This is a genomic window from Mariniflexile gromovii, from assembly GCF_017814435.1.
GTDB lineage: Bacteria > Bacteroidota > Bacteroidia > Flavobacteriales > Flavobacteriaceae > Mariniflexile > Mariniflexile gromovii.
In genome coordinates this window covers 139752-163679 of sequence record NZ_JAGJCB010000002.1, presented here as the reverse complement: position 1 = coordinate 163679, position 23928 = coordinate 139752, and the positions used below count along the sequence as shown (strand labels likewise).

Genomic DNA, 23928 nt, shown 5'->3' with positions numbered 1-23928 from the left:
AAGTAAATATTAATTAGAAATAATGTAAATTTGCGGCTATTAAATTTATATTATTTAATAACATCGAACCTATAACTTTAAATTAAAGTATGAAAAAAAGATTACTCATTTCTTTGTTCGGAATGTTTTCAATTTTTACTGTTTTTGCACAACAAACCATCATTAAAGGTAGTGTGAAGGATGCCGCATCTTTTGAACCTATTCCAGACGTTTCTGTTACCATTGAGGAAACAAACCAAACTACACAAACCGACGCTAAGGGAACCTTTGTATTTTCAGCAAATGTACCATTGGGCGAGCAGGTTTTAAAAATTTCAAAAATAGGATATATTACAAAAAGGTACCCTATAGTTGTAAACGAAACTAGAACCGTAAACATCACTGATATGACATTGGAGTTTGATGCTTCAAGTTCTCAAGATTTGTTTACCGTTACACTTTCTGATGATGAATTGAACGACGATACAAGTGGTTCAGACAATATTTCAGGACTTTTATCATCTTCCATGGATGTATTTCAACGTACAGCAGCTTTCGAGTTTAGCTCTTCGTTTTTTAGAATGCGAGGTTTAGATTCTGAAAACGGTTCTGTTTTAATTAATGGAATTGAAATGAACAAAGTATATGATGGTAGGCCACAATGGAGCAATTGGGGCGGATTGAACGATGTTGTTAGAAACCAAGAATTAACTGCAGGCTTAACCCCATCGGCTTATAATTTTGGAGGTATTTTAGGAACCACCAATATGAATACACGAGCTTCTGTTTTTCGCGAAGGCGGTCAAATAACGTATTCGTCTTCAAACAGAAGTTATACCAATAGAGCCATGGCAAGTTATGCAACGGGCTTGATGAAAGACGGATGGTCTATGGCCATTATGTTGTCTAGACGTTGGGGTAACGAAGGATATCAAGATGCCACGTTTTACGATTCAAACTCGTTTTTTGTTTCTTTAGAAAAGCAATTTGGAGAAAAACACAGTTTAAACTTTACCTCTATTTATGCACCAAACAGACGTGGAAAATCATCGCCAAATACTCAAGAAGTGTATGATTTAAAAGGCATCAAATACAACGATTATTGGGGGTATCAAGATGGAGAAAAACGCAATTCGCGTATCAAAGAAGTGGAAGAGCCTATCCTAATGTTAAACCACTATTGGGATATTACTAAAAAAACGAAGTTGAACACAAACGTTGGTTACCAATTTGGTCAAATAGGAAATAGCAGGTTAGATTATGCTGGAGGTGCAAACCCAAGTCCAACCTACTACCAAAAATTACCAAGCGATTACTTATACGATAATGATTTAGCAGGAGCTTATGAAGCAGAACAAGCTTTTTTAAATGATGGTCAAATTGATTGGAACAGGCTTTACGATGCCAACCTCACAAACAATGCTACGGGCACAAACGCCGCTTATGTATTGTATGAAGACAGAAACGATGACAATCAACTTACGTTAAACACCATTTTAAATTCGGAAATCAATCAAAATATTATAGTAAATGCATCTATTAACTATAAAAAATTGGAATCTAAAAATTTTGCCGAGGTTATGGACTTGTTAGGAAGTACCAATGGAGTTTTAAACGTAGATAACTTTAGCAATAATGCCTATAATGAGTTAGACCCTGATTACGTAGCTTTTGAAGGCGATAAATTTAAATATAATTATAATATTACAGCCAATGAGTTATCGGGGTATGCACAAGCTCAATTTAAGTACAATAAGATTGATTTTTATGTATCTGGTAGTTTAACAAAAACCGATTATCAAAGGGAGGGACTTTACAAAAATGGAAATCAAATTACCATTCAAAATGGTGTAGAAAAGGATAACTCATATGGTAAGGGCGATAAATTAGATTTTACAGGTGTTGGAGCTAAAGCGGGTTTTACCTATAAAATTACCGGAAAACATTTATTAGATGTTAATGCAGGTTATATAACCCAAGCACCTACGGTAAGAAATACATATACCAATTCTAGAGAAAGTCATGATTATATAGGTGTTATAAATGGCATTAAAAACCCAAATATAAACCTTACTGAAGAGAAGATAACTTCAATTGATGCTAGTTATATTTTTAGATCTCCCATAGTTAAAGCCAAATTAACAGGTTTTTATACAATGATTGAAGATGCTAACGAAATTGCTTTCTTCTTTACACAAGGAAGTTCTACCGGATTTATACAAGAAATAATTGCAGGTGCTGATAAAAGACATATTGGAGGTGAATTAGGTATTGAAGCACAAGTAACGCCCACTATCAAATTAAAGGGAGCTGCTTCTGTGGGAGATTATACGTATGATAATAACCCTATATTTTACTCAACGTCAACTTCAGAGAATTTTATTGATGCCCAAGAAGGAGGTGATATAGTAAATACCTCAGGAAAAACAGGTATATCATACCTTAAAAATTATAAAGTAGCAGGTGGCCCTCAAAGTGCTTATTCAGTTGGTTTTGAATATCGCGATCCAGACTACTGGTGGTTTGGTGCAACAGCTAATTTTTTTGCAAATACATACATTGATGTAAGTCCAAAATCAAGAAGCGATTTCTTCTATAAAGATGTCGATGGATTGCCGTTTAATGAATATGATGAAGATGTTGCTAGAGAACTTCTAAAACAAGAAAAGTTTGAAGACTATATGGTAATAAACCTGGTAGGTGGAAAATCTTGGAAAATTGGCGATAAATACGTGGGCTTTTTTGCCAGTGTTGGAAACCTTTTAGATAAAGAATATAAAACAGGTGGTTTTGAACAAGGAAGAAATGCTAATTATCGCGAGTTAAGAGATGATAATGCAAACCCAACCCGAGTATTCGGAAATAAATATTGGTACGCCCGTGGTGCCAATTATTTCGTTAACTTTTACCTAAGGTTTTAAAAAAGAATAAGAAAAATAAAATATTAAAAACATAGTATCATGAAAAATATAAATAAAATTTTAATGTTAATGGTTGCTGTAGTAGCTAGTTTTACTATCCAATCGTGTGTTCAAGATGACGACTTTACAGTACCTACTAGCTTAGGTAACGATGAAAATGAAGGTTTGAAAAAATTATTGGCTAAAATAGACAATGGACAGGTGCAATTACAAACCATTGCCCAAGTAAAAAGCAATTTTGTGCAATATGAAGCAACTCAAATAACGTCTGAGATTGCCGTAAAAGGTTATGTATCTTCAAGTGATGAAACAGGCAATTTTTATAAAGAATTCTTTATTCAAGACAGCCCTACAAATCCAACGTCAACCCTTAAAGTGGTTTTAAACCAAGTGGATACTTATAATCAATTCAACAAAGGTAGAGAGGTTTATATTTACTTAAAAGGATTATATATAGGTGAAACCAATACGGGCGATGATGTTATAACTATTGGAGGTAAGTTTGATACGTTTGATAATGATGTTTTAGCTATGACAGCTAACCAAATTCCAGATCATTTATTCCGATCTACTACAACTGAAACTTTGGTTCCTAAAGAATTGAGCTTGTCGCAAATTACAGAAGCTCACATAGGTATGTTTGTAAAATTATTGGATGTACAATTTCCAATAGGATTGGCAGGACAACCTTATATAGATCCTACAGATGATTTTGATTCTCAAAGACCTATTGAAAGTTGCAGCGATTCTTCAGAATTCATCTTAGAATCTAGCACCTTTGCATCTTTTAAAAATATCATTTTGCCTACTAACGGAAAAGGAACTATTTCAGGAATTATTAATAAAACATATGATGGTTACGATTTAGTAATTAACTTAAACTCTACCGATGATGTCGTTATGGACGGTAACCGTTGCGACCCATTATTTGTTGAAACTTTTGAAACTAATTTTACAACTTGGACTGCTTACAGTGTAACTGGAGCTCAAGTTTGGCAATCTAACAATTATGGAAACCCAGGTAAATGTGCTGCTATGTCTGGTTATGCTAGTGGCAATAAAGCGAATGAAGATTGGTTAATTACACCAGCTATCGATTTGTCAAACGTTACCGGAGCTATCCTAACTTTTCAAACAGCTAAAAACTTCACAGGTAATGTGCTTGAGGTTTATATGAGTACAAATTATGTACCTGGTAGCAACCCAACCACAAGCGGTACTTGGTCGCCTATTTCAGCAACGTTGTCAAGTGGTAGTTGGACTTGGACGGATTCTGGAAATATAGATGTATCTGCAGCCGCAGGAGGTAATTTGTTTGTGGCGTTTAAATACACTTCAACAACATCGGCATCTGCAACTTATGAAGTAGACAATGTAAAAGTGGTTGCAAAATAATTTTATAACCATTTTGAAAATAATAAAAAAGACCACTTTTTAGTGGTCTTTTTCATTTAGCTGTTTTTTGTTTTTGAAATGATATTGAGATAATGAGTACATTTACCTAGATAAAATAGTTATTAGCCAAGTAAAAAAATGAACACCTTCGATACCGTATTCTACAGCATATTTACTTATTTCAAACCCAAATACAAACAAAAATCGAATAGCATTGCTATGGCTTATGTTTCGATATTGCAATGCGCTTTATTATTGCTTTTAGGGGTGTTGTTTGCTAAGTTTTTCAATCAAATGAATATGACTACCATGAGCAAAGAAAAAGCGTGGACACTCTTTGTTTTGGTTTCAGGGTTTGTGTTTTTTAAAAATTGGATGCAATACACAGGCAAAAAACGCATGATGATAAATGCCAAAATGAATAAAAAAGCAAGTCCAAAGTATAACATATGGTTGCTTTTGTTGCTGCCATTAGGTGCGCTTATGTTGGCATTTGTGCTTTATCAAGCTGCTTAATTACTTCTTAAAAATAGCGTACACTGGAAAATGGTCGCTATATCCGCCTTGGTATTTTTTACCTATATAGGTTCTAAAGGGGCTTCCTTTAAACTTTCCGTTAAAGCTTTTTAAAAAGTCTTCATCAAAAATATTAGCGGTTTCAAATTCAAACTTGTTGGGTGTTTTGTCAAAAAAATTAGTAGAGAAAATTATTTGGTCAAATAAATTCCATTGACGATTGTGCATGGTGGTCCCCCTGCTAAAAGAACGCAAGGTTTCCATTGGGTTATAAAGGTTTGCAACTTCAACTAGATTTTTAATGCTCTTGCTGGATGGGTCGTCGTTAAAATCGCCCATAACAATAATTTTGGCCTCGGCATCTTCTAAACGTAAATTGGCAATGATTTCAGTAACTTTATGTGATGAGGCCATACGTTTAGGCTCGGTTTCTCTTTCACCTTCACGTCTAGACGACCAATGGTTCACAATCACATGGATAGCTTCGCCATCTAAAAAACCGGAAACCAATAAAATATCTCTTGTATAATCTGGTATGCCTAAGGCATCAATCAAATGAATTCTAAATACTTCAGAATGTGTTACCTCAAAGGCTGTGGTATCGTATATCAAAGCTACATCAATACCGCGTTCATCTAAAGAATCGTAATGTACATAACCGTAATTGCAGTTTTCCAAATGCTTATAGCTAATTAAATCTTCAATGGCTTTGGAGTTTTCAACCTCTGCCAACCCCACAATAGCAGGATGCTTGCCCGTTTCCTGTTTTCCAATGTTAGAAATGGCAAAACTTAACTTCCGAAGCTTATTATCGTAGCGTTTTGGTGTCCACTTTTTTACGGAAATAGGAAGTAAATCATTATCGTTTGTTCTGGAGTCATCATAAATATCGAACAAATTTTCAAGATTATAAAATGCTATGGTTTGTAAGTCATGGCGTATGGGTGTATCTTCGTAGAAGTCGGTCATAATATATAATAATGACTAAAAATATAAAACACCATAACATTATCTATTATATTCTATAAAAAAGTTGGAAGAGCTCCATACTTTTCACTTTTAGAAGGCATTAAAAATTATTAATGTCTTACATCGTAAAAATTTACGTAGTTTAATACTCAATTAATGCATTTGGATTAAAAATATAAAAATGAAAGTAAAAGCAATTATGTAACTTTGCCTATTACGTTTATATTATGTTAGAAAAGAAAGATATTACTTTAGAAAAAGCCGTTTTAATAGGTGTTATTACTAAAGAACAAGACGAAGTTAAATCTCGTGAATATTTAGATGAGTTGGAGTTTTTAACCTACACAGCAGGTGGTGAGGTGGTGAAACGTTTTACCCAAAAAATGGAAAGACCCGACCCAAGAACGTTTATAGGTACGGGAAAAATTGAAGATGTTCGCAAGTATATTGAAGAGCATGAAGTGGGAACAGCTATTTTTGATGATGAATTATCGTCTGCCCAAGAACGCAACATTAGCAAAATTCTTAACTGTAAGGTTCTAGATAGAACCAATTTAATCCTCGATATTTTTGCACAGCGTGCCCAAACCAGTTATGCTAGAACGCAAGTGGAATTGGCGCAATGCGAATATTTATTACCGCGTTTACGAGGTATGTGGACGCATCTTGAGCGTCAAAAAGGGGGTATTGGTATGCGTGGTCCTGGTGAAACGGAAATTGAAACTGATAGACGTATTGTACGCGATAAAATTTCATTGCTAAAAGAAAAATTAAAAACCATTGATAGGCAAATGTCAGTCCAACGTGGTAACCGTGGCGCCATGGTGCGTGTAGCATTGGTGGGTTATACGAATGTTGGAAAATCGACGTTAATGAATGTAATAAGCAAAAGCGATGTGTTTGCCGAAAACAAATTGTTTGCCACTTTAGATACCACCGTTAGAAAAGTAGTAATTCAAAATTTACCGTTTTTATTGAGTGATACCGTTGGATTTATTAGAAAGTTGCCTACCCAATTGGTGGAAAGCTTTAAAGGGACGCTTGATGAGGTTCGGGAAGCCGATTTACTGTTGCATGTGGTTGATATTTCGCATCCTAATTTTGAAGAGCATATCGAGTCGGTAAACAAGATTTTAGGTGAAATTAAAAGTGCCGATAAACCAACCATTATGGTATTTAACAAAATTGATGCCTATAAAGCAGAACCTTTAGATACGGATGATTTAGAAACAACACGCAGTACAAAACACTACACGCTTAATGAGTGGAAAAGCACTTGGATGAGTAAAGTGGGCAATAACGCTTTGTTTATTTCGGCATTGAATAAAGAAAATTTAGAAGATTTTAAAAAACGTGTTTACGATGAGGTTCGCGAAATTCATATCACACGTTTTCCTTATAACAAATTTTTGTACCCCGACTACGAAGATATGAATTAGATAAAACCAAGTATGGCGCTATTAAAAAGATTACTGGAAAATAGATGGATAAAATGGGGGCTTGTAGTTTTAGCCTCCATCTTAATTTTTTTCCTTGGGCTTTATATTAGCATTTATTTAGGGGTTTTTGGAAAAGTGCCAACAAGTACTGAATTAAGTTCCATTAAACAAGAAGAAGCAACTCAGGTTTTAGATCAGGAAGGGAAACTTATAGGCAAGTATTATATCTATGATAGGCAGCCTTTAAAATATGAAGATTTCCCTAAACACCTTATTGATGCTTTAGTGGCTACGGAAGATGTTCGCTTTTATGAGCATAACGGTATTGATAATGTAAGTTTGATGCGCGTTTTTGTAAAAAGCATTCTACTACGAGATAAATCTGCTGGTGGCGGAAGTACCATAACCTTACAACTCGCAAAAAATCTATACGGCAGGAATAATTACAGGTTTTTCAGTATGGTCATCAATAAGTTTCGTGAATCCATCATTGCAGAACGTATAGAAGCCATTTATTCCAAAAAAGAGATCCTTACCATGTATTTCAATACGGTTCCTTTTTCAGATAACACTTACGGTATAGAAAGTGCCGCACGTAAATTTTTTAATAAACCAGCTTTTCAGCTTACAAAAGATGAAGCCGCAACATTGGTGGGGTCTTTAAAAGCGAACAATTATTATAACCCCAGATTGAACCCAGAACGCAGTTTAAACAGACGTAATGTTGTGCTTAATCAAATGGTTAAATATGGTAATATGCCGCAAGATTCGGCAGATTTTTATGCAAAAAAACCTTTGGGATTGGATTACAAATCCTTTAATCATGATGTTGGGGTAGCACCTTACTTTAGAGAACAGGTAAAAAAAGAATTGGCTGTAATTTTAGATTCTATTAAAAACCCCAATGGCGAGCCTTATGATTTATATCGTGATGGCTTGATAGTTCACACCACTTTAGATATGGGAATGCAAGAGTTGGCAGAAGAAGCCATGAAAGAGCATCTTACCATTTTACAAAAAGAGTTTGAAGCATCCTATGGGAACTATGCACCTTGGAAAACCAATAAAAAACTTATTGAAAGTGCTTTAAAGAAAACATCTCAATACAAAAAATTTAAGGAAGCTGGGTTGTCTGATACGCAAATTCATGATTCACTTTCCGTAAAACGCAATACGGAGTTATTTCATTGGAAAGGAGATACCATTCAGAAAATAAGTGTTTTAGATAGTTTACAGTACTATTTGAAATTTTTAAATACAGGTATGTTGAGCATCGAACCCAAAACAGGTGCCATAAGAACTTATATTGGAGGTACGGATTACCGCTTTTTTAAATATGACCATGTATCGCAAAGCGAACGTCAGGTAGGTTCCACTTTTAAACCGTTTGTTTATACGGCTGCTATTGAAAACGGTATGAAACCTTGTACCTATTTTTCATTAGCGGAGGTAACTTATAGTAATTATAACAATTGGACGCCATCCAATTCTGGAGGTGAAACGGAAGATCCTTATACCAATTACAATCTAGAAATGGCATTAAGCAATTCAGTAAATACCATTGCGGTAAAGGTGCTGAATGAAGTTGGGATACCTAAGGTTTTGGAGCAAGTTAAAAAATTAGGAATTAAAAAAGAATTGCCCAATTTACCCTCTATAGCATTGGGTGTTACCGAAATTAATTTAAAAGAACTCACGGGTGCGTATGCTAGCTATGTGAATAATAGTAAACCTGTTAAACCATTTTGCATTACAAAAATTACAGATAGGAATGGAAAGGTAATTGCGTCTTTTAAACCAAAAGAAACAGAACCTGCTTTTAATGATTATACACGTCAAGTCATGCTTGAAATAATGAAATCAACGGTTAATTCGGGTACAGCTTACAGATTGAGAACCTCATATAATCTAACTAATGACATGGCGGGTAAAACAGGTACCACTCAAGATAATAAAGATGGGTGGTTTGTGGGCATCACCCCAAATTTAGTAACGGTTACTTGGGTAGGGAACGATAACCAATCTATTGGTTTTAAAACCACAGGCATGGGGCAAGGAGCTAATTCTGCATTGCCTATTTTTGCAAAATTCTATTCGAAATTAAATAAAGATTCCAATTACAATAACATTACAAAAAGCCATTTTGAAAGAGCTTCCGATGAGGTTATTAACGATTTAGATTGTAAGGAAGAAAAGCGCGATGGATTTTTCAAAAGGCTTTTCACCAGTAAAAAGAAGCAACGAAAATTCAAAGGAAATAAGGATAATTAAAACAAAAACGCACATCTAATGATGTGCGTTTTTGTATATATCAAAAGTTTGTAATTAAAACTTATAACTTAATCCAATAGTGTAATAAGATTGTAAATCGTTATCTACATCATCAAAACCTGTTGCAGTAGGAGGTGTTTGAGCTAAGGCATAATTTAAAGCTTCTTGTTTGTTGCTTCTTAAACCAAAATCAAAACCAACTCCAATCATTTTCCAAAGTGTGTAGCTAAATGAGTTGCTCCAAGTCCAGTTAGAGTAGTCGCTACTTTTATAACTTTGGAACATAGATAAGTTTGTTTTAAAGTTTATGGCACCAATTTGTCTGGTATAATCCGCTACAATTTTTGCACCCAAAGAGGATTCAAATACAGTATCACCATCGCTAAACACAAAGTTGTAGTTTAAAGGGTGAATTACCACAATTAAATTATCAATAGGCGTCCAAGTAGCACCAATACCTAAATCTAAATAACCTGGGTCGTTAAAGTTGTCTAAAAGCGTTGTTCTATATTCCATTAAAGCAGAAGCCGCTAATTTTTTGGTAATGTTTCTTCCGTATAAAGATGTAACATTAAAAACATCGGTAGTAGGTCTAAAACTGTCATCATCTGCTGGGTCATCTTTATCATCTAATTTCACCCAATTTAAATTGGTAGTCAATGCATTTCTCCAAAAGAATTTTTCTTGAATTAAGTTGGCATGACCATTAAAAGTAAATCCAATATTACCCGATGAGTTGTTTGGCGCACCTTGTGCATACCATTTGTTAAAGTTAGATAAGCTACCGCCAATAGTACCAAATGCTCCAACTCTCCAGCCTGGTAAGGCATCTATTTTGGCTTGAATAGCTTTTGCTTCGCCTAATAAAGCATTTCCAGCAGCTTGTTTTTCGGCTTTTTGAGCTTCAAGTTCTTCTTTCGTCTGTGCGTTTATGGTGGTAATACCAATAAACAATGCAAATAATAAAAGTGTTTTCTTCATTTCTTTTTTGTTTATAGAATGGTTGCAAATATAATTATATTATCAATTTGCGTATTAGAATTATTACAGATTAGACACGCTTTTTATTGCAAAGTCACAATTAATATTATTTTTTTTTGAAAAGAGGCACCGAAGAACAAGCTTCTCCATACATAATAGATTTTGCAATAGGCTTTAATTTTGAAGCAAGCATGATGTAAGCATTTTGAGGCACCGGTTTTTTTGAGCAGCCTTTTATTATGAGGGGTTTGTTTTCAAATTCCGAAACATCTAAGTCATTTAAAATATCTTGATAAATGGAAGTTTCTAAAAGCTCCAAATTACCAATAACTACTTTTTTTGCAAATGGTTCTAGGTGTAAACTAATGAGCATATACGCCCAACCTGGTATAATAGCATCGGTACTACAAGTTAATGCTACATACGAATCTTGATATTGAGACCAATCGTATTCGGCTACTTGGTTTCTAAAATCTTTTTCCCGTAAAACGAAACCTTCAAATAGCCAATCTTTAATATCAAACAAGATACGCTGGCCTTTAGGGTAATAATCCTCTAGGTTGATAGTAACCAAAACACTGTTCGCAACGCGATTTATAATTTCATCTGCCATTATTGGTTTAATTTTTAAAATCAGTTTTATTATTAATTATAAAGGCAACTAGTAGTTCAGTAATATTGTCTTCATATTTATAATATGCTTCGTCTTGTTCACTCCATAGTTCAACATCTTCATCAATTTTTAATGAAATGTCTTGTCTTTCAGACCAATTTTTGGGAACGACTCCATTAGGGAATTTAGAATTTGCTGTTTCAACTTTTAGTTGCTCCTATTTGAAGAAGGGCTTCTACTGTTTCGTGACTAAAGTTTCCACTAGAGTTAAAATAGAATTGATTGAAACCACCATTATTTATTTCACTCTCTAAACTGTCAATCAACAAAAATATTTTTTGAGATGGATTTAATCTATCTGCCTTTTCTCCATATTTAGATTTTTTACTAAGATATGTGCTGATTTTCATAATAATTAAATCGCTTCTTTTTGTTTTTAGTACATCCTCTAAATTGAACTTTTCTTGTGAATTAGAATTGAATAAGGATAGCGATAATATGAGTATGATAAATTGTCTCAATAAATGTGTTGATTAAACTTATAGCATTCCCAATTCAAGTTTTGCTTCTTCACTCATTAAATCTTGTGTCCAAGGGGGATCAAAAGTAATTTCAACTTCAGCAGATTTCACGTCGTTTAAAGACTTTACTTTTTCTTCAACTTCCATAGGCAATGTTTCTGCTACAGGACAGTTTGGGGTTGTTAAGGTCATTAAAATTTTTACGTCGTAATCTTCATTTACAAATACATCATAAATCAATCCTAATTCGTAGATGTCTACAGGGATTTCTGGATCGTAAATGGTTTTAAGTACGTTTACTATTTTTTCACCTAATTCGGTAGTATCAATTGTTTCGCTCATTTTTTCTAATGTTTAATTGTTTATTTGTTGAGGTGTTTATTCGAAATGTATCAACAAATAAACTTATTTTAACTGTGTTTGGTACGCAATAGCATACATTTTAAGTTGTTTTATCATACTCACCAAACCATTTGCTCTGGTAGGCGATAAATGTTCTTTTAAACCAATTTTATCAATAAAACCCATATCTGCATTAATAATATCTTTTGGATGTTGGTTTGAAAACACACGTATTAAAATAGCAATAATACCTTTGGTAATGATGGCATCACTATCAGCCGTAAATTCTATTTTATCGTCTTGCATTTCGGCATGTACCCAAACTTTACTTTGACAACCTTTTATAATGTTGCTGTCGGTTTTGTATTGGTCGTCAATTAGGGGTAAATCTTTCCCTAAATCAATCATATATTGGTAGCGTTCTTCCCAATCTTCAAACATTGAGAATTCGTCTATTATTTCGTTTTGTATATCTTCAATACTCACTCTTAAAATTTTATAGTTGTCTCCACGAGCGCAGTCGAGAGGTTGTTTCTATATGTAAAACAAATTGAGGTCTCGAGTGCGCTCGACCTGACATCAAATTATATAGCAAAAATACAACAAGAAATGTTGCTATTCAATGTTTTCTGAAATTGATAGCATTTCTTTAACAAGTTGTGCTATTTCTTTGGGTGGATTTCCATGATCGAAACTTTGACTTTCATAAGTTTTGCCTTCGTATGTGATTTTCAAGTTGGCAATAGCGGCGCCATCAAAAAAACGGTTTTCAGAAGGCGCTTTTAGGTTTGGGATATTTTCAATGTCAATAGGTTTTAAAGCTTTTAATAGGGTGTTCCAATGTGTTTTATTGATGTTTTTTAAAATGGAAGCATCGCCTCTATTATTTTGAATGGAAATTTGTTTTTTGCTGATAATAATATGCTTAAATGTTCCCCTTGAATGCGCAACGTATTCAAAGCTAATAGGCTCATCTTCTTTTTGTGTTTTATCGGCATTTATTAGAACATTGTTATTTGAAGCTAAACTTAAAAAATCGCCGTTGGTTTTAAAAGTATCTACTTTTGCAAGTAACTCCAATAGTTTGGTATCTATGTTGTTTTTGGAAGTGTCGCAAAACATTCTGGTAGAGGCCAACGGACCCATTGTTATGGAATTTTTGTTTACAGTATACGTTCCAGAAAATCTATTACAGCCAGAAAATCCGGAAACTTGTTTGGTTTCTTCATCAAAGGCAATGGTAAGAATATGGTCGTTTAAGTTTAAATCTGAAAAAGAATTAATATGGTAAACGCCACTAAGCGTCGTGTTTTGCGCAGTCATGTTATTTTGTGTGTTGTCACAGGTTTTTACAGCAAATAGGCTTAAAAAAATAAGTATTAATTTCATGTTGTATCGTTAATGATTTTAAACATACAAAAAAGACGCCAAAGTTGGCGTCTTTTTATATTTGAATAAAATTATCGGTTTTTAATTGCCAGCCATGGTTGCTCTTGCACCACCTGTGGTAAAAAGAGCGCGCATTCTATTGCGTTGGCCATCTGTAAACATGTACATACAGCTATCATTTGTGTAATCCATATAATTCATGGTCATGTCTGTAGATTTACAATTAATGGTTGGATAAGATGGACATCCGTAATTAGCACCATCAGATGATGGGGTATCTAAAACGAAATCATCTTGCTTACATCTTCCATCACCCCAGATATGGCGTAAGTTTAAATAATGTCCAACTTCATGGGTTGCTGTTCTGCCTAAATTATAAGGAGCAGCAGAGCCACCTGGCAAGCTAGAATGCAATAAAACAACCCCATCTGTATTTGAATTACCTCCCGGGAATTGTGCATATCCTAATATACCGCCACCAATATTACAAACCCAAACATTTAAATGGGTTTCTGGTGTGATAGGAGGGTAGGCAGCTTTTACCGCATTATTGGTTCCCCAAGATGCAGTACTGTTATTATATCTGTAAGTACCGGCTAAAGTAAAGTTGATATTAGTAGTGGTAGCATCGTTCACAAAATTGGTAGCGCCCGAAGGTAATTGGTTTGTGTTAGAACTATTAAAATCACTGTTTAATACACTCATTTGAGATTGTATTTGCGAGTTGGTTACATCGTTGGCATTTGGCAGTACAATATGAAAATACACGGGAATATTAACGGTTCCTAAACCATCATCAATAGGTAGCACATCAATATCTTCTTCTGTATCAGAACCACCGTTATTGCCTCCACCAGGATTGGTAGGTTTTCCTTTTGCATTAATAAATTTTCTTGTATGAAATTCAATGTCATACATTTTTTTTTCTAATCCTGGATTTTCAATTAGTAGCTTGTTTAATACTTCCATGGTATAGCATGAAGTGTAATTTTTGTTAGAGTTAACGGATTTAGAACTTAAATTTTCGCTACTTTCTGTATAGACATAAAAATCGCTCATATCAATTTGTTGTTCTTGCAGTGGGGCTTCTTTTGATTCGTCACTACATGCAGTAATTAGCAAGGCTAAAGTGGCCATGCTTAAAAGTAATTTTTTCATTTTTTAAATATATTTGAATTAGTCGATCTGAATATAAAAAAAAATTGAAAGAAAATTAAAGTTTTAGCAATAAAATTGTTATTTATTTGACAAAACATAGGTATTTGTTAAATAAATAACAAAATGAAATTAAAAAATAAAGATGTAAAGCGTAATAGATTTATTTAAGAAAGCATCATTTTTGCTTTTTTAACACCAGAAACAAAAATATCAATTTCTTCTTTGGTGTTGTAAAAAGCAAAAGAAGCACGAACCGTTCCTGGAATTTTATAATAATCCATAATAGGTTGCGCACAATGATGACCCGTTCGAACAGCAATTCCTAATTTATCTAAAATAGTTCCAACGTCGTATGGGTGAATGCCTTCTAAATTAAAAGAAATAACGGACGTTTTATGCTTTGAAGTACCGTAGAATTTTAATCCATCAATTTGAGATAATTGCTTTGTGGCGTATTCTAAAAGTTCGTGTTCGTATTTGGCAATAGCATCAAAATCAATAGCGTTCATATAATCGATAGCGGCTCCAAAAGCGATACCGCCACAAATGTTTGGGGTTCCAGCTTCGAATTTATGAGGTAAATCGGCATACGTGGTTTTCTCAAAGGTTACTTCGGCTATCATTTCGCCACCACCTTGGTAAGGCGGTAGTTTTTTTAGCCAACTTTCTTTTCCGTACAACATGCCTTCGCCTGTTGGTCCGCACATTTTGTGTGCTGAAGCTACATAAAAATCGACATCTAAAGCTTGAACATCGGGTTTTATGTGAGGACAAGATTGTGCGCCATCAATTAAAACGGCAGCACCTACTTGGTGCGCTTTTTCAATGATATATTCAATAGGATTGATAGTGCCTAAGGCGTTTGAAATATGATTTACAAAAACAAGTTTGGTGTTTTTGGATAGTAATTTATCGTATTCGGTCATTACCAATTCGCCTTCTTGGTTCATGGGAATGACTTTTAAAGTAGCTCCAGAACGCTCGCAAAGCATTTGCCATGGTACAATGTTACTGTGATGCTCCAATGCTGAAACAATTATCTCATCGTCTTTTTTTAATAGTGATGAAAAACCGTTAGCAACTAAATTGATACCATGCGTTGTACCCGATGTGAATATAATTTCGTGCGCATGTTTTGCATTGAAATGATTTTGGATTTTTTGTCGGGCTTGTTCGTATTTATCGGTAGCTTCTTGACTTAAACTATGCACGCCACGGTGAATATTCGCGTTGTAATTTGAATAATAATCTACAATAACATCAATAACCTGTTGTGGGGTTTGTGAGGTTGCTGCATTATCAAAATACACCAAAGGTTTACCATTTACTTTGCGAGAAAGAATGGGGAAGTCTTTTCGAATGGTTTCTACGTTGAACATGGGTTTATGTTTAGCCCCGATTGAGGCATTTGTTGGAGCTCCTCGCAGAGAGCGACTGCCGAAAGCGGGATTAGCTTCAAAAAAATATAATTAAAACATCATGAGATTCCCCCTTTCGAGGGAATGACAATATATTTTTATAGGTCGAAACCAATATTAACGCCTAATTTGTTGGCGATAATTTTAGTAATACGTTGTTTAATTTCAGGGATTTTAACCGAGCTTAACACATTGTTACTAAAGGCGTACATTAAAAGTGCCTTGGCTTCTTTTTCTGGAATTCCGCGCGAACGCATGTAAAACATGGCGCTTTCGTCTAATTGACCAATGGTGCAACCGTGAGAACATTTTACATCATCAGCAAAAATTTCTAGCTGGGGTTTGGTGTTTATGGTTGCTTTGTCGCTTATTAAAATGTTGTTATTGGCTTGAAAAGCATTGGTTTTTTGAGCCTCTTTTTCAACGATGATTTTTCCGTTAAAAACACCTGTAGAGTTTTCGCCAAAAATACCTTTGTAATCTTGATGGCTTTCGCAATTTGGTTCAATATGGTGAACTAATGTATTGTGATCTACATGTTGTTTGTCGCCAATAATGGTAACACCTTTTAGGGTAGATTCGATACGTTCGCCTGTTTGGTAGAAATTCAAATTATTACGTACCAATTTACCGCCAAATGCAAAAGTATGCACCGAAGCAACACTTTCTTGCTTTTGTTTAATAAAAGTATTGTCTATAAGTGTAGCGCTTTGGTTGTCGTTTTGAATTTTGTAATAATCGACAATGGCGCGTTTGTTAGTGAAAATTTCTGTAACGCTGTTGGTTAAAACAGGGTTATCGGTTAAACTTTGGTGACGCTCAATGATTTGTACATGCGAATTCTCATCAACCACAATTAGGTTACGCGGTTGCAACATGGTTGCTGCTTCGTTACCTGTTGAAAAATAAATGATTTGAATAGGCTTTTGAACCAGTTTGTTTTTTGGAATATGAATGTAGGCACCTTCGCTTGAAAAAGCTGTGTTTAATGAAGGCAAGCTGTCTTTAGTAGCTGCCTTATTGAAATAGTTTTCAATAATTAAACGGTATTTTGGTTTTGTTAATGCGGATGACATTAAGCAAACGTCCAATCCGTCGTGCGTAGTTTGCGAAAGGTGCGAAGAATATTTTCCGTCAATAAACACCACATTAAAAGTGTCGATATCGTGGATGAAATATTTTTTTACATCGTTATATTCTATGGCGTTTTCTTTTTTTGGAAAAACGCTGTAGTCTTCTTTTAAAACGCTGTTTAAAGAGGTGTATTTCCAAGCTTCTTCCTTTTTGGTAGGGAAGCCTTTTTCTTCGAATATTTTGATGGCTTCGTTTCTAACATCGTGTACGTAGGTATCCGTATCTACTTGATTTTCGAATGCTAAAAAGGATGCTGTTAATTTTTCTTTTAAATCCATTTTGTTGAGTTGAAATGTTTAAAAGTTTGAAAGTAAAAAGTTGAATGCGTGTAACTTTTAAACTTTAAAAACTTTTTACTTTTAACTTATTTTTAAGCGTTCACTTCTTCTTTAATCCAGTCGTATCCTTTTTCTTCAAGCTCGTGCGCTAATTCTTTTCCGCCCGATTTTACGATACGTCCGTTATAAAGTACGTGTACAAAATCTGGAACGATATAATCTAACAAACGTTGGTAATGCGTAATAACAATAACCGCGTTGTCTTTGCTTTTAAGTTTGTTTACACCATTGGCAACAATACGCAGTGCATCGATATCCAAACCAGAATCGGTTTCATCTAGAATAGCCAATTTAGGTTCTAACATAGCCATTTGAAAAATTTCATTACGCTTCTTTTCACCACCTGAAAAGCCTTCATTTAAAGAACGTGATAAAAACTTTCTATCAATTTCCAATAGTTCCGATTTCTCGCGGATTAACTTCAACATATCTTTAGCAGGCATGTCTTCCAATCCTTTGGCTTTTCGTGTTTCGTTAATAGCAGTTTTCATGAAGTTTGTTACCGAAACGCCTGGAATTTCAACAGGATATTGGAAGGATAAAAACACACCTTTGTGAGCACGCTCTTCAGCAGCTAATTCATGAATGTCTTCACCGTTAAATGTGATATCTCCTTCGGTTACTTCATATTCTTCCTTTCCAGCAATTACAGAAGCTAATGTGCTTTTTCCAGAACCGTTTGGCCCCATAATAGCGTGAACTTCTCCAGCTTTAACTTCTAAATTAATGCCTCTTAAAATGGCTTTATCTTCAACACTTGCGTGTAAATTTTCAATTTTTAACATACTATTTATTTGAAATTCCAATTTTTAAATTCCAAATCCCACAAGAGTTATTTCTATTGGAATTTGTTATTTGAATTTTGTTGTTTTTTATTTTATCCTACCGAGCCTTCTAAACTAATTTCCAATAGTTTTTGAGCTTCTACAGCAAATTCCATAGGAAGTTTATTTAATACTTCTTTACTGAAACCGTTTACAATTAATGCAATCGCTTTTTCGGTATCTATTCCACGTTGGTTGCAATAGAAAATTTGGTCTTCACCAATTTTACTAGTGGTTGCTTCGTGTTCTATTTTAGCCGATTTGTTTTTAGCTTCAATGTACGGAAAGGTGTGTGCACCACATTCGTTACCCATTAGCAAACTATCGCATTGCGAAAAGTTACGGGCGTTATCGGCATTCGGACTAATTTTTACCAATCCGCGGTAGCTGTTTTGAGATTTTCCTGCTGAAATACCTTTAGAAATGATGGTCGATTTGGTATTTTTACCTAAATGAATCATTTTCGTTCCCGTATCGGCTTGTTGGTAGTTGTTTGTTACTGCAATAGAGTAAAACTCACCAACCGAGTTATCACCTTTCAATACACAAGATGGGTATTTCCAAGTAACAGCACTTCCAGTTTCAACCTGTGTCCAAGAAATTTTAGCGTTCTTTTCGCATAAACCTCGTTTGGTTACAAAATTGAACACACCACCTTTACCTTCAGCATTTCCTGGATACCAGTTTTGAACGGTTGAATATTTTATTTCGGCATCATCTAAAGCTATAAGCTCTACAACGGCTGCGTGTAATTGGTTTTCATCACGACTAGGTGCAGTACAACCTTCTAAATAAGAAACGTAACTACCTTCATCGGCAATAACCAAGGTTCTTTCAAATTGTCCTGTTCCTGCTTGGTTTATTCTAAAATAAGTAGAAAGTTCCATGGGGCATTTAACGCCTTTTGGAATGTAGCAGAAACTTCCATCACTAAATACAGCCGAGTTTAAAGCGGCGTAAAAGTTGTCTTTTTGTGGCACAACGGTACCGATGTATTTTTTAACTAAATCTGGATGCTCACGCAACGCTTCAGAAATAGAGCAAAAAATGATGCCTTTTTCACCTAAAGTTTTCTTGAAAGTTGTAGCTACAGAAACGGAGTCTACCACCACGTCCATAGCAACACCAGATAGTTTCTTTTGCTCGTCTAAAGAGATGCCAAGTTTAGCAAATGTTGCTAATAACTCTGGGTCTACTTCATCTAAACTATTGTATTTAGGCTTGCTGTTTGGTGCTGAGTAGTACGAAATGGCTTGAAAATCTGGTTTGGTGTAATGTACATTAGCCCATTCTGGTTCAATCATTTTTTCCCAAGCACGAAAGGCTTCTAAGCGCCATTCGGTCATCCATTCTGGCTCTTCTTTTCTATGGGAAATAGCACGAACAATATCTTCATTTAAACCCACAGGAAATGTGTCAGATTCTATATCGGTATAAAATCCGTATTCGTATTCCTTGGTTTTAAGTTCTTCCCTTAAATCGTCTTCAGTATATTTATTCATAATTAGTATTAATGTTGTAAAGTAGAAAGTTATAAAGTTGAATTCAGGTATTTAATTAAACCACTAATTAACTTTGAAACTTCATTTACTTTTAACTTTAATTTTTCAAATTCATCTGAACTTAAATAATTTATATCAAAAGCTAAATATAATTGCGAGCGAAACTCTCCTGAGGAAGCTTTTGCAATATATAAAAAGCGAATGAACTCTTTTGTTGTTTCTCTTTCAAAACCTTCAGCTATGTTTGAAGAAATTGAAATGCTTGACCGTCTTATTTGGTCTCTTAAACCAAAATCAGCATTGAAATATTTATTTTCTTTTGTTAAGTTGTAAATATCTTTGTTTAATTCTCTTGCCTTTTGCCATGATATTATTTCTTCAAAAGAATTAAACTTAGCCATCTACTTTAAAACTTTTTTACTTTCTACTTTATAAACTTAAAGTGAGAAACTTTCACCGCAACCACATGTGCGATTTGCATTTGGATTATTAAATACAAACCCAGTACCGTTCAATCCTCCTGAGTATTCTAAAGTAGTTCCTACTAGGTACAGGAAACTTTTTTTGTCTACAATAATCTTAACATCATTGTCTACAAATACTTTATCATCTTCTTTATTTTCTTTATCAAACTTTAAATCGTAAGATAGCCCAGAACAACCGCCACTTTTAACGCCTACACGCACAAAATCGGTAGCAGGGTTAAAGCCATCTTCTTGCATAAGTTCGATAACTTTTTTCTTAGCTGTTTCAGAAACTTTTATCATATGTTTTTTATTAGATTTAGATGCGTTTTAATGACTATTTTTATTAAGACGACTTCTAAATAGGTTGCAAATATACAATATAAGTCATGGATTTCCATATAACCTAACATTATATTAGCATATAGTTTTATAGGTTTTTCTTATTGATTAAAAAATGCGCGAATACTTGTGTTTTTTTAATATTTAGTTTGATAATTTGAATTTTTATTAACCAAAGCATGAAGGTTTATATCAATAAGCTTCTTATTTTTGCACTATGATAGAAGATAAAAACCAGCAACGTACACCATTAAGCGAGTTTGGGGAATTTGGATTGATAGACCATTTAACCAAAAATTTTAAGATAAATCACAGCTCAACTATTAAGGGAATAGGCGATGATGCCGCTGTTTTAAATTTTGAAAACAAAAAAATTGTTCTTACTACCGATTTGTTGGTGGAAGGCGTGCATTTCGATTTAAGTTACATGCCACTAAAACATTTAGGGTATAAGGCAGTTGTTGTAAACCTATCGGATGTGTATGCAATGAATGCAAAGGCAACACAAATTACAGTTTCTATTGCCGTATCCAATAGATTTCCAGTGGAAGCACTAGAGGATATTTATGCCGGTATTGAAACTGCTGCAAAAATATATAATATTGATGTAGTTGGTGGCGATACCACATCTTCTAACACAGGACTTTTAATTTCTATAACTGCTATTGGTGAAGCTGAAGATGAAGTTTACCGAAGTGGTGCAAAACCTAAAGATTTGCTAGTTGTTACCGGCGATTTAGGTGCTGCTTTTATGGGGCTTCAGGTGCTTGAACGCGAAAAGGAAGTTTACAAAGTGAACCCAAATAATCAGCCTGATTTAGAGCCTTATACTTATATTATTGAGCGTCAATTGAAACCTGAAGCACGAAAAGATATTATTAAATTGCTGAAAGATTTAGATGTAAAACCTACTTCTATGATTGATATAAGTGACGGTTTGTCATCTGAAATTATTCATTTATGCAAACAAAGTAATGTAGGTTGCGATTTGTACGAAGATAAAATTCCGTTAGACCCACAAGTGATTTCAACCTGTGAGGAATTTAATATTGATAGTACAACCGTTGCTTTAAACGGCGGTGAAGATTATGAATTGTTGTTTACAATTTCCCAAGACGATTTTCCTAAAATACAAGCAAACCCTAATTTTAGTGTTATTGGTTATATGAAGGAAGCAAATGATGGCATGCATTTAGTAACCAGAGGCGATAGTAGAATACCTATTAAAGCACAAGGTTGGAAAAACTTTAATGGCTAAACACTAGTAAATCACTTTTAATTTTTTTGCGATTGTTTTTAGAAATGCGTTTTTTATGAATGCGCTCTAACACATCGTTAATTTCTTTAAACTGAGGTGTTAATTCTGTCAAGTGGCCACTGCTATTTGTGGTAAGTTGTTTGTTACACGTTTTACATGCGTATTCTTTAACATGATAAGTAACGTTACGGGTTACTTTAAAATCATGCCCGAATACCAGACAAGGGATTTTTTTCATTAATATATTTTAATTAGCTACTTAAGGGACCATTAAATTATAGAAAATGAATCAGAAATTTTTAAAACATATTAGTAAATCGACGAAACGATTCTTTTTTCCTTTGAACGTTCCATCCTTGAGTTGTGAATGCGTTCTAAAATGGCATTAATTTCTTTAAATTTTGGAGTTAATTCAATTAAACTTCCGTTACTGCTTGTCGTTAATTGTTTTTTGCAATGTGAGCAAGTGTACTCTTTTACATGATAAGTAACCTTTTTAGTTACTTGATAATCATGCCCGAAAAGGTTGCAATACATCTTTGGGATGAATGCTTGTTTGGTTGTGGTTTTTTTCATGATTTATATTGTTTGGACAATAAAAGTAAATAAAAAAACCACATAAATCGTCAAAACGCTATATATTTTCGATGAAATGCACTATCGTGCTTAGGAAATCGCTTTCATTTTCAATATGGCTCATATGTCCATCTGGAAATTCAACGACTTTAACATTGTTGTTCTTGGTTTGGTTAATGAGTGTTTCGTAATCTAAAACAGGGTCTTTTTTGCTGATAATCATCATTTTATTAAAGTTAGATGATTGGAGAACGTGTTGTCTATCTTCTCTAATTTTCATACCCTCTAAAGCTGCAACAATGCCCTGTAAAGGTGTTTGTAGTGCTTCATTGATAATGTCTTTTATTTTTTCAGAAAAAGCAATTCTGTTTTTTGGTCTGAATAAATTATTTACGGCAATTCTAATAAAGGTTTTATAATTCTGTTTTACAGCTACAATAGCACGGTCTCTGTTTTGCTTTTTTTCCTCCGTATCTGCTAATGCCGTCGAGTTCATTAAGCACAATCCTTTTAAAGCTTCTGGGTTTTTTTCAGCGAAAGCGAGCGCCACATAACCACCCATAGAATGCCCAATTATAGTGGATTGTGCAATTTTTAAATGGTTTAAAACGGCTTCAACAGCTTCCGCCATAAGTTCCATGGTGTGTACATAGCCTAAGCATCCGGTTTTTCCATGTCCTAATAAAGCAATGCAAATAACTCGGTTGTTTTTGCTCAGTTCAGGAATGAAAGCATCCCACATGGTCAGGTTTTCTAAAAATCCGTGAAGTAAAACCACAGGGTGTCCTTTTCCTGTGTCTGTATAATTTATTTGGATGCCCTTATATGGTAATGTCATATTCAAAAACAATTTAAAACTAAGCTTTCACCTTTTTTATAGCCGTAAAGGCTTTGTCTACAAATTCATCTTCAACTAAAATGGTAAATTCGTTGGTTGTAGAAATTACCTCGTAAAGTACAATGCCTTCCCAAGCTAAACGCTTAAAAAATTGATAATATAATCCTGCTATTTTGGAGTTGTCTTGCGGAAGATTTACACTAATTGCTGCAAGTCCGTCTTGAATAGCTATAAAACTTTCGTTTTTTAAATTTTCTTTGATAAAGTCGTTTAAGCTGCTTGAAATGATGATGTTGCTTTCGTGTATTCCTCTGGTAAACGTGTAGAATAATTTAGATTCTTGATTGATTTTATCTAAAATTTTGGCATGATTGTCGATTATGGTTTCAGAATTTTTTATGGTAAAATCCGTAAGGTTTGAACGTACCGTAATATCGCCCAAATTCTGCATGAATTTTTTCATTTTCACACTATTTGATAATGCTGGTGGCGGGTTATAGCGTCTTAATGCCATCATAATAGCACCAGGTTTTACATCCTTTTTCAGCATTTTGCTAATAGGTTCGGTCAGCTCAATGGCCAAAGCACTGAAATTTATGATGTTTCTGGAAAGAGCTTCTTCTAAATAAGGTTGTGTGATTAAAATGTCTTCTACACAGTTTGATACAGTCTTCATGTTAATTATTTAACAATATGTGCAAAAATAAACATATTTTTTAATAAATATCTTTTTTAGGCTT

24 protein-coding genes are annotated in these 23928 nt (G+C 34.3%); 6 read left to right on the top strand and 18 right to left on the bottom strand.

Features of this window, described 5'->3' with window-relative positions; genetic code table 11:
* Positions 1 to 89: 89 nt before the first annotated feature.
* The 3 genes from J8H85_RS02620 (at position 90) to J8H85_RS02610 (ending at position 4811) form a co-directional block, all read left to right on the top strand.
* Positions 90 to 2900, top strand: coding sequence for a TonB-dependent receptor (locus J8H85_RS02620; RefSeq protein ID WP_209652416.1), 2811 nt, complete (start codon positions 90 to 92; stop codon positions 2898 to 2900).
* A gap of 39 nt (positions 2901 to 2939) precedes the next feature.
* Positions 2940 to 4295, top strand: a complete 1356-nt coding sequence (locus tag J8H85_RS02615) for a DUF5689 domain-containing protein (protein ID WP_209652414.1) — start codon at positions 2940 to 2942, stop codon at positions 4293 to 4295.
* A 138-nt stretch (positions 4296 to 4433) separates the two neighbouring features.
* Complete coding sequence (locus J8H85_RS02610; protein ID WP_209652412.1) at positions 4434 to 4811, top strand: hypothetical protein; 378 nt, start codon at positions 4434 to 4436, stop codon at positions 4809 to 4811.
* Here J8H85_RS02610 and J8H85_RS02605 read toward each other — a convergent pair whose 3' ends face one another.
* Positions 4812 to 5780 (bottom strand): endonuclease/exonuclease/phosphatase family protein, encoded by a 969-nt coding sequence (locus J8H85_RS02605; protein ID WP_209652410.1) that lies wholly within the window; start codon positions 5778 to 5780, stop codon positions 4812 to 4814.
* Positions 5781 to 6007: 227 nt separating this feature from the next.
* Here J8H85_RS02605 and hflX point away from each other — a divergent pair, with 227 nt between their 5' ends.
* Complete coding sequence (gene hflX / locus J8H85_RS02600) at positions 6008 to 7219, top strand: GTPase HflX (RefSeq protein WP_209652409.1); 1212 nt, start codon at positions 6008 to 6010, stop codon at positions 7217 to 7219.
* Positions 7220 to 7231: 12 nt separating this feature from the next.
* The gene (locus J8H85_RS02595; protein ID WP_209652406.1) at positions 7232 to 9490 is read left to right on the top strand and encodes a transglycosylase domain-containing protein; all 2259 of its coding nucleotides are present in this window, start codon (positions 7232 to 7234) and stop codon (positions 9488 to 9490) included.
* A 54-nt stretch (positions 9491 to 9544) separates the two neighbouring features.
* Here the strand turns inward: J8H85_RS02595 and J8H85_RS02590 are convergent, their stop codons facing one another.
* The 13 genes from J8H85_RS02590 to J8H85_RS02525 form a co-directional block, all read right to left on the bottom strand.
* Positions 9545 to 10471 carry a DUF3078 domain-containing protein gene (locus J8H85_RS02590; protein WP_209652404.1) on the bottom strand — a complete coding sequence of 309 codons (927 nt, stop codon included), beginning with the start codon at positions 10469 to 10471 and terminating at the stop codon, positions 9545 to 9547.
* 106 nt (positions 10472 to 10577) lie between these two features.
* Entirely contained in the window at positions 10578 to 11084 is a 507-nt protein-coding gene (locus J8H85_RS02585) for a DUF2480 family protein (RefSeq protein WP_209652402.1), read from the bottom strand.
* A gap of 200 nt (positions 11085 to 11284) precedes the next feature.
* Positions 11285 to 11605 (bottom strand): DMP19 family protein, encoded by a 321-nt coding sequence (locus J8H85_RS02575; protein WP_209652400.1) that lies wholly within the window; start codon positions 11603 to 11605, stop codon positions 11285 to 11287.
* Between the two features lie 18 nt (positions 11606 to 11623).
* On the bottom strand, positions 11624 to 11947 hold the full coding sequence (locus J8H85_RS02570; RefSeq protein WP_209652398.1) for an SUF system Fe-S cluster assembly protein: 324 nt from the start codon (positions 11945 to 11947) through the stop codon (positions 11624 to 11626).
* A gap of 63 nt (positions 11948 to 12010) precedes the next feature.
* Positions 12011 to 12433 (bottom strand): SufE family protein, encoded by a 423-nt coding sequence (locus tag J8H85_RS02565; RefSeq protein ID WP_209652396.1) that lies wholly within the window; start codon positions 12431 to 12433, stop codon positions 12011 to 12013.
* A gap of 129 nt (positions 12434 to 12562) precedes the next feature.
* Positions 12563 to 13336, bottom strand: a complete 774-nt coding sequence (locus J8H85_RS02560; protein WP_209652394.1) for an META domain-containing protein — start codon at positions 13334 to 13336, stop codon at positions 12563 to 12565.
* An 81-nt stretch (positions 13337 to 13417) separates the two neighbouring features.
* The gene (locus J8H85_RS02555) at positions 13418 to 14494 is read right to left on the bottom strand and encodes a zinc metalloprotease (RefSeq protein WP_209652392.1); all 1077 of its coding nucleotides are present in this window, start codon (positions 14492 to 14494) and stop codon (positions 13418 to 13420) included.
* 164 nt (positions 14495 to 14658) lie between these two features.
* On the bottom strand, positions 14659 to 15873 hold the full coding sequence (locus J8H85_RS02550) for an aminotransferase class V-fold PLP-dependent enzyme (RefSeq protein WP_209652390.1): 1215 nt from the start codon (positions 15871 to 15873) through the stop codon (positions 14659 to 14661).
* A 137-nt stretch (positions 15874 to 16010) separates the two neighbouring features.
* Entirely contained in the window at positions 16011 to 17324 is a 1314-nt protein-coding gene (sufD, locus tag J8H85_RS02545) for a Fe-S cluster assembly protein SufD (RefSeq protein ID WP_209652388.1), read from the bottom strand.
* A gap of 92 nt (positions 17325 to 17416) precedes the next feature.
* Positions 17417 to 18169, bottom strand: coding sequence for a Fe-S cluster assembly ATPase SufC (gene sufC / locus J8H85_RS02540; protein ID WP_209652386.1), 753 nt, complete (start codon positions 18167 to 18169; stop codon positions 17417 to 17419).
* Positions 18170 to 18261: 92 nt separating this feature from the next.
* Positions 18262 to 19710, bottom strand: coding sequence for a Fe-S cluster assembly protein SufB (sufB, locus tag J8H85_RS02535; RefSeq protein WP_209652384.1), 1449 nt, complete (start codon positions 19708 to 19710; stop codon positions 18262 to 18264).
* Between the two features lie 29 nt (positions 19711 to 19739).
* Positions 19740 to 20111 (bottom strand): four helix bundle protein, encoded by a 372-nt coding sequence (locus J8H85_RS02530; protein WP_209652382.1) that lies wholly within the window; start codon positions 20109 to 20111, stop codon positions 19740 to 19742.
* A gap of 36 nt (positions 20112 to 20147) precedes the next feature.
* Positions 20148 to 20477: a HesB/IscA family protein gene (locus J8H85_RS02525; RefSeq protein ID WP_209652380.1), complete on the bottom strand. Its 330-nt coding sequence runs from the start codon at positions 20475 to 20477 to the stop codon at positions 20148 to 20150.
* A gap of 256 nt (positions 20478 to 20733) precedes the next feature.
* On the opposite strand from J8H85_RS02525, the gene thiL reads away from it, so the two are divergent.
* Positions 20734 to 21774 carry a thiamine-phosphate kinase gene (gene thiL / locus J8H85_RS02520; RefSeq protein WP_209652378.1) on the top strand — a complete coding sequence of 347 codons (1041 nt, stop codon included), beginning with the start codon at positions 20734 to 20736 and terminating at the stop codon, positions 21772 to 21774.
* Here thiL and J8H85_RS02515 read toward each other — a convergent pair.
* The 4 genes from J8H85_RS02515 to J8H85_RS02500 form a co-directional block, all read right to left on the bottom strand.
* Positions 21764 to 22012, bottom strand: a complete 249-nt coding sequence (locus J8H85_RS02515; protein WP_209652376.1) for a hypothetical protein — start codon at positions 22010 to 22012, stop codon at positions 21764 to 21766. The genes thiL and J8H85_RS02515 overlap by 11 nt on opposite strands.
* A 71-nt stretch (positions 22013 to 22083) precedes the next feature.
* Positions 22084 to 22350: a hypothetical protein gene (locus tag J8H85_RS02510; protein WP_209652374.1), complete on the bottom strand. Its 267-nt coding sequence runs from the start codon at positions 22348 to 22350 to the stop codon at positions 22084 to 22086.
* A gap of 58 nt (positions 22351 to 22408) precedes the next feature.
* Positions 22409 to 23188: an alpha/beta fold hydrolase gene (locus J8H85_RS02505; protein WP_209652372.1), complete on the bottom strand. Its 780-nt coding sequence runs from the start codon at positions 23186 to 23188 to the stop codon at positions 22409 to 22411.
* Positions 23189 to 23207: 19 nt separating this feature from the next.
* A complete protein-coding gene (locus J8H85_RS02500) occupies positions 23208 to 23864 on the bottom strand; it encodes a hypothetical protein (protein WP_209652371.1) in 657 nt (218 codons plus the stop codon).
* Between the last annotated feature and the right edge of the window lie 64 nt (positions 23865 to 23928).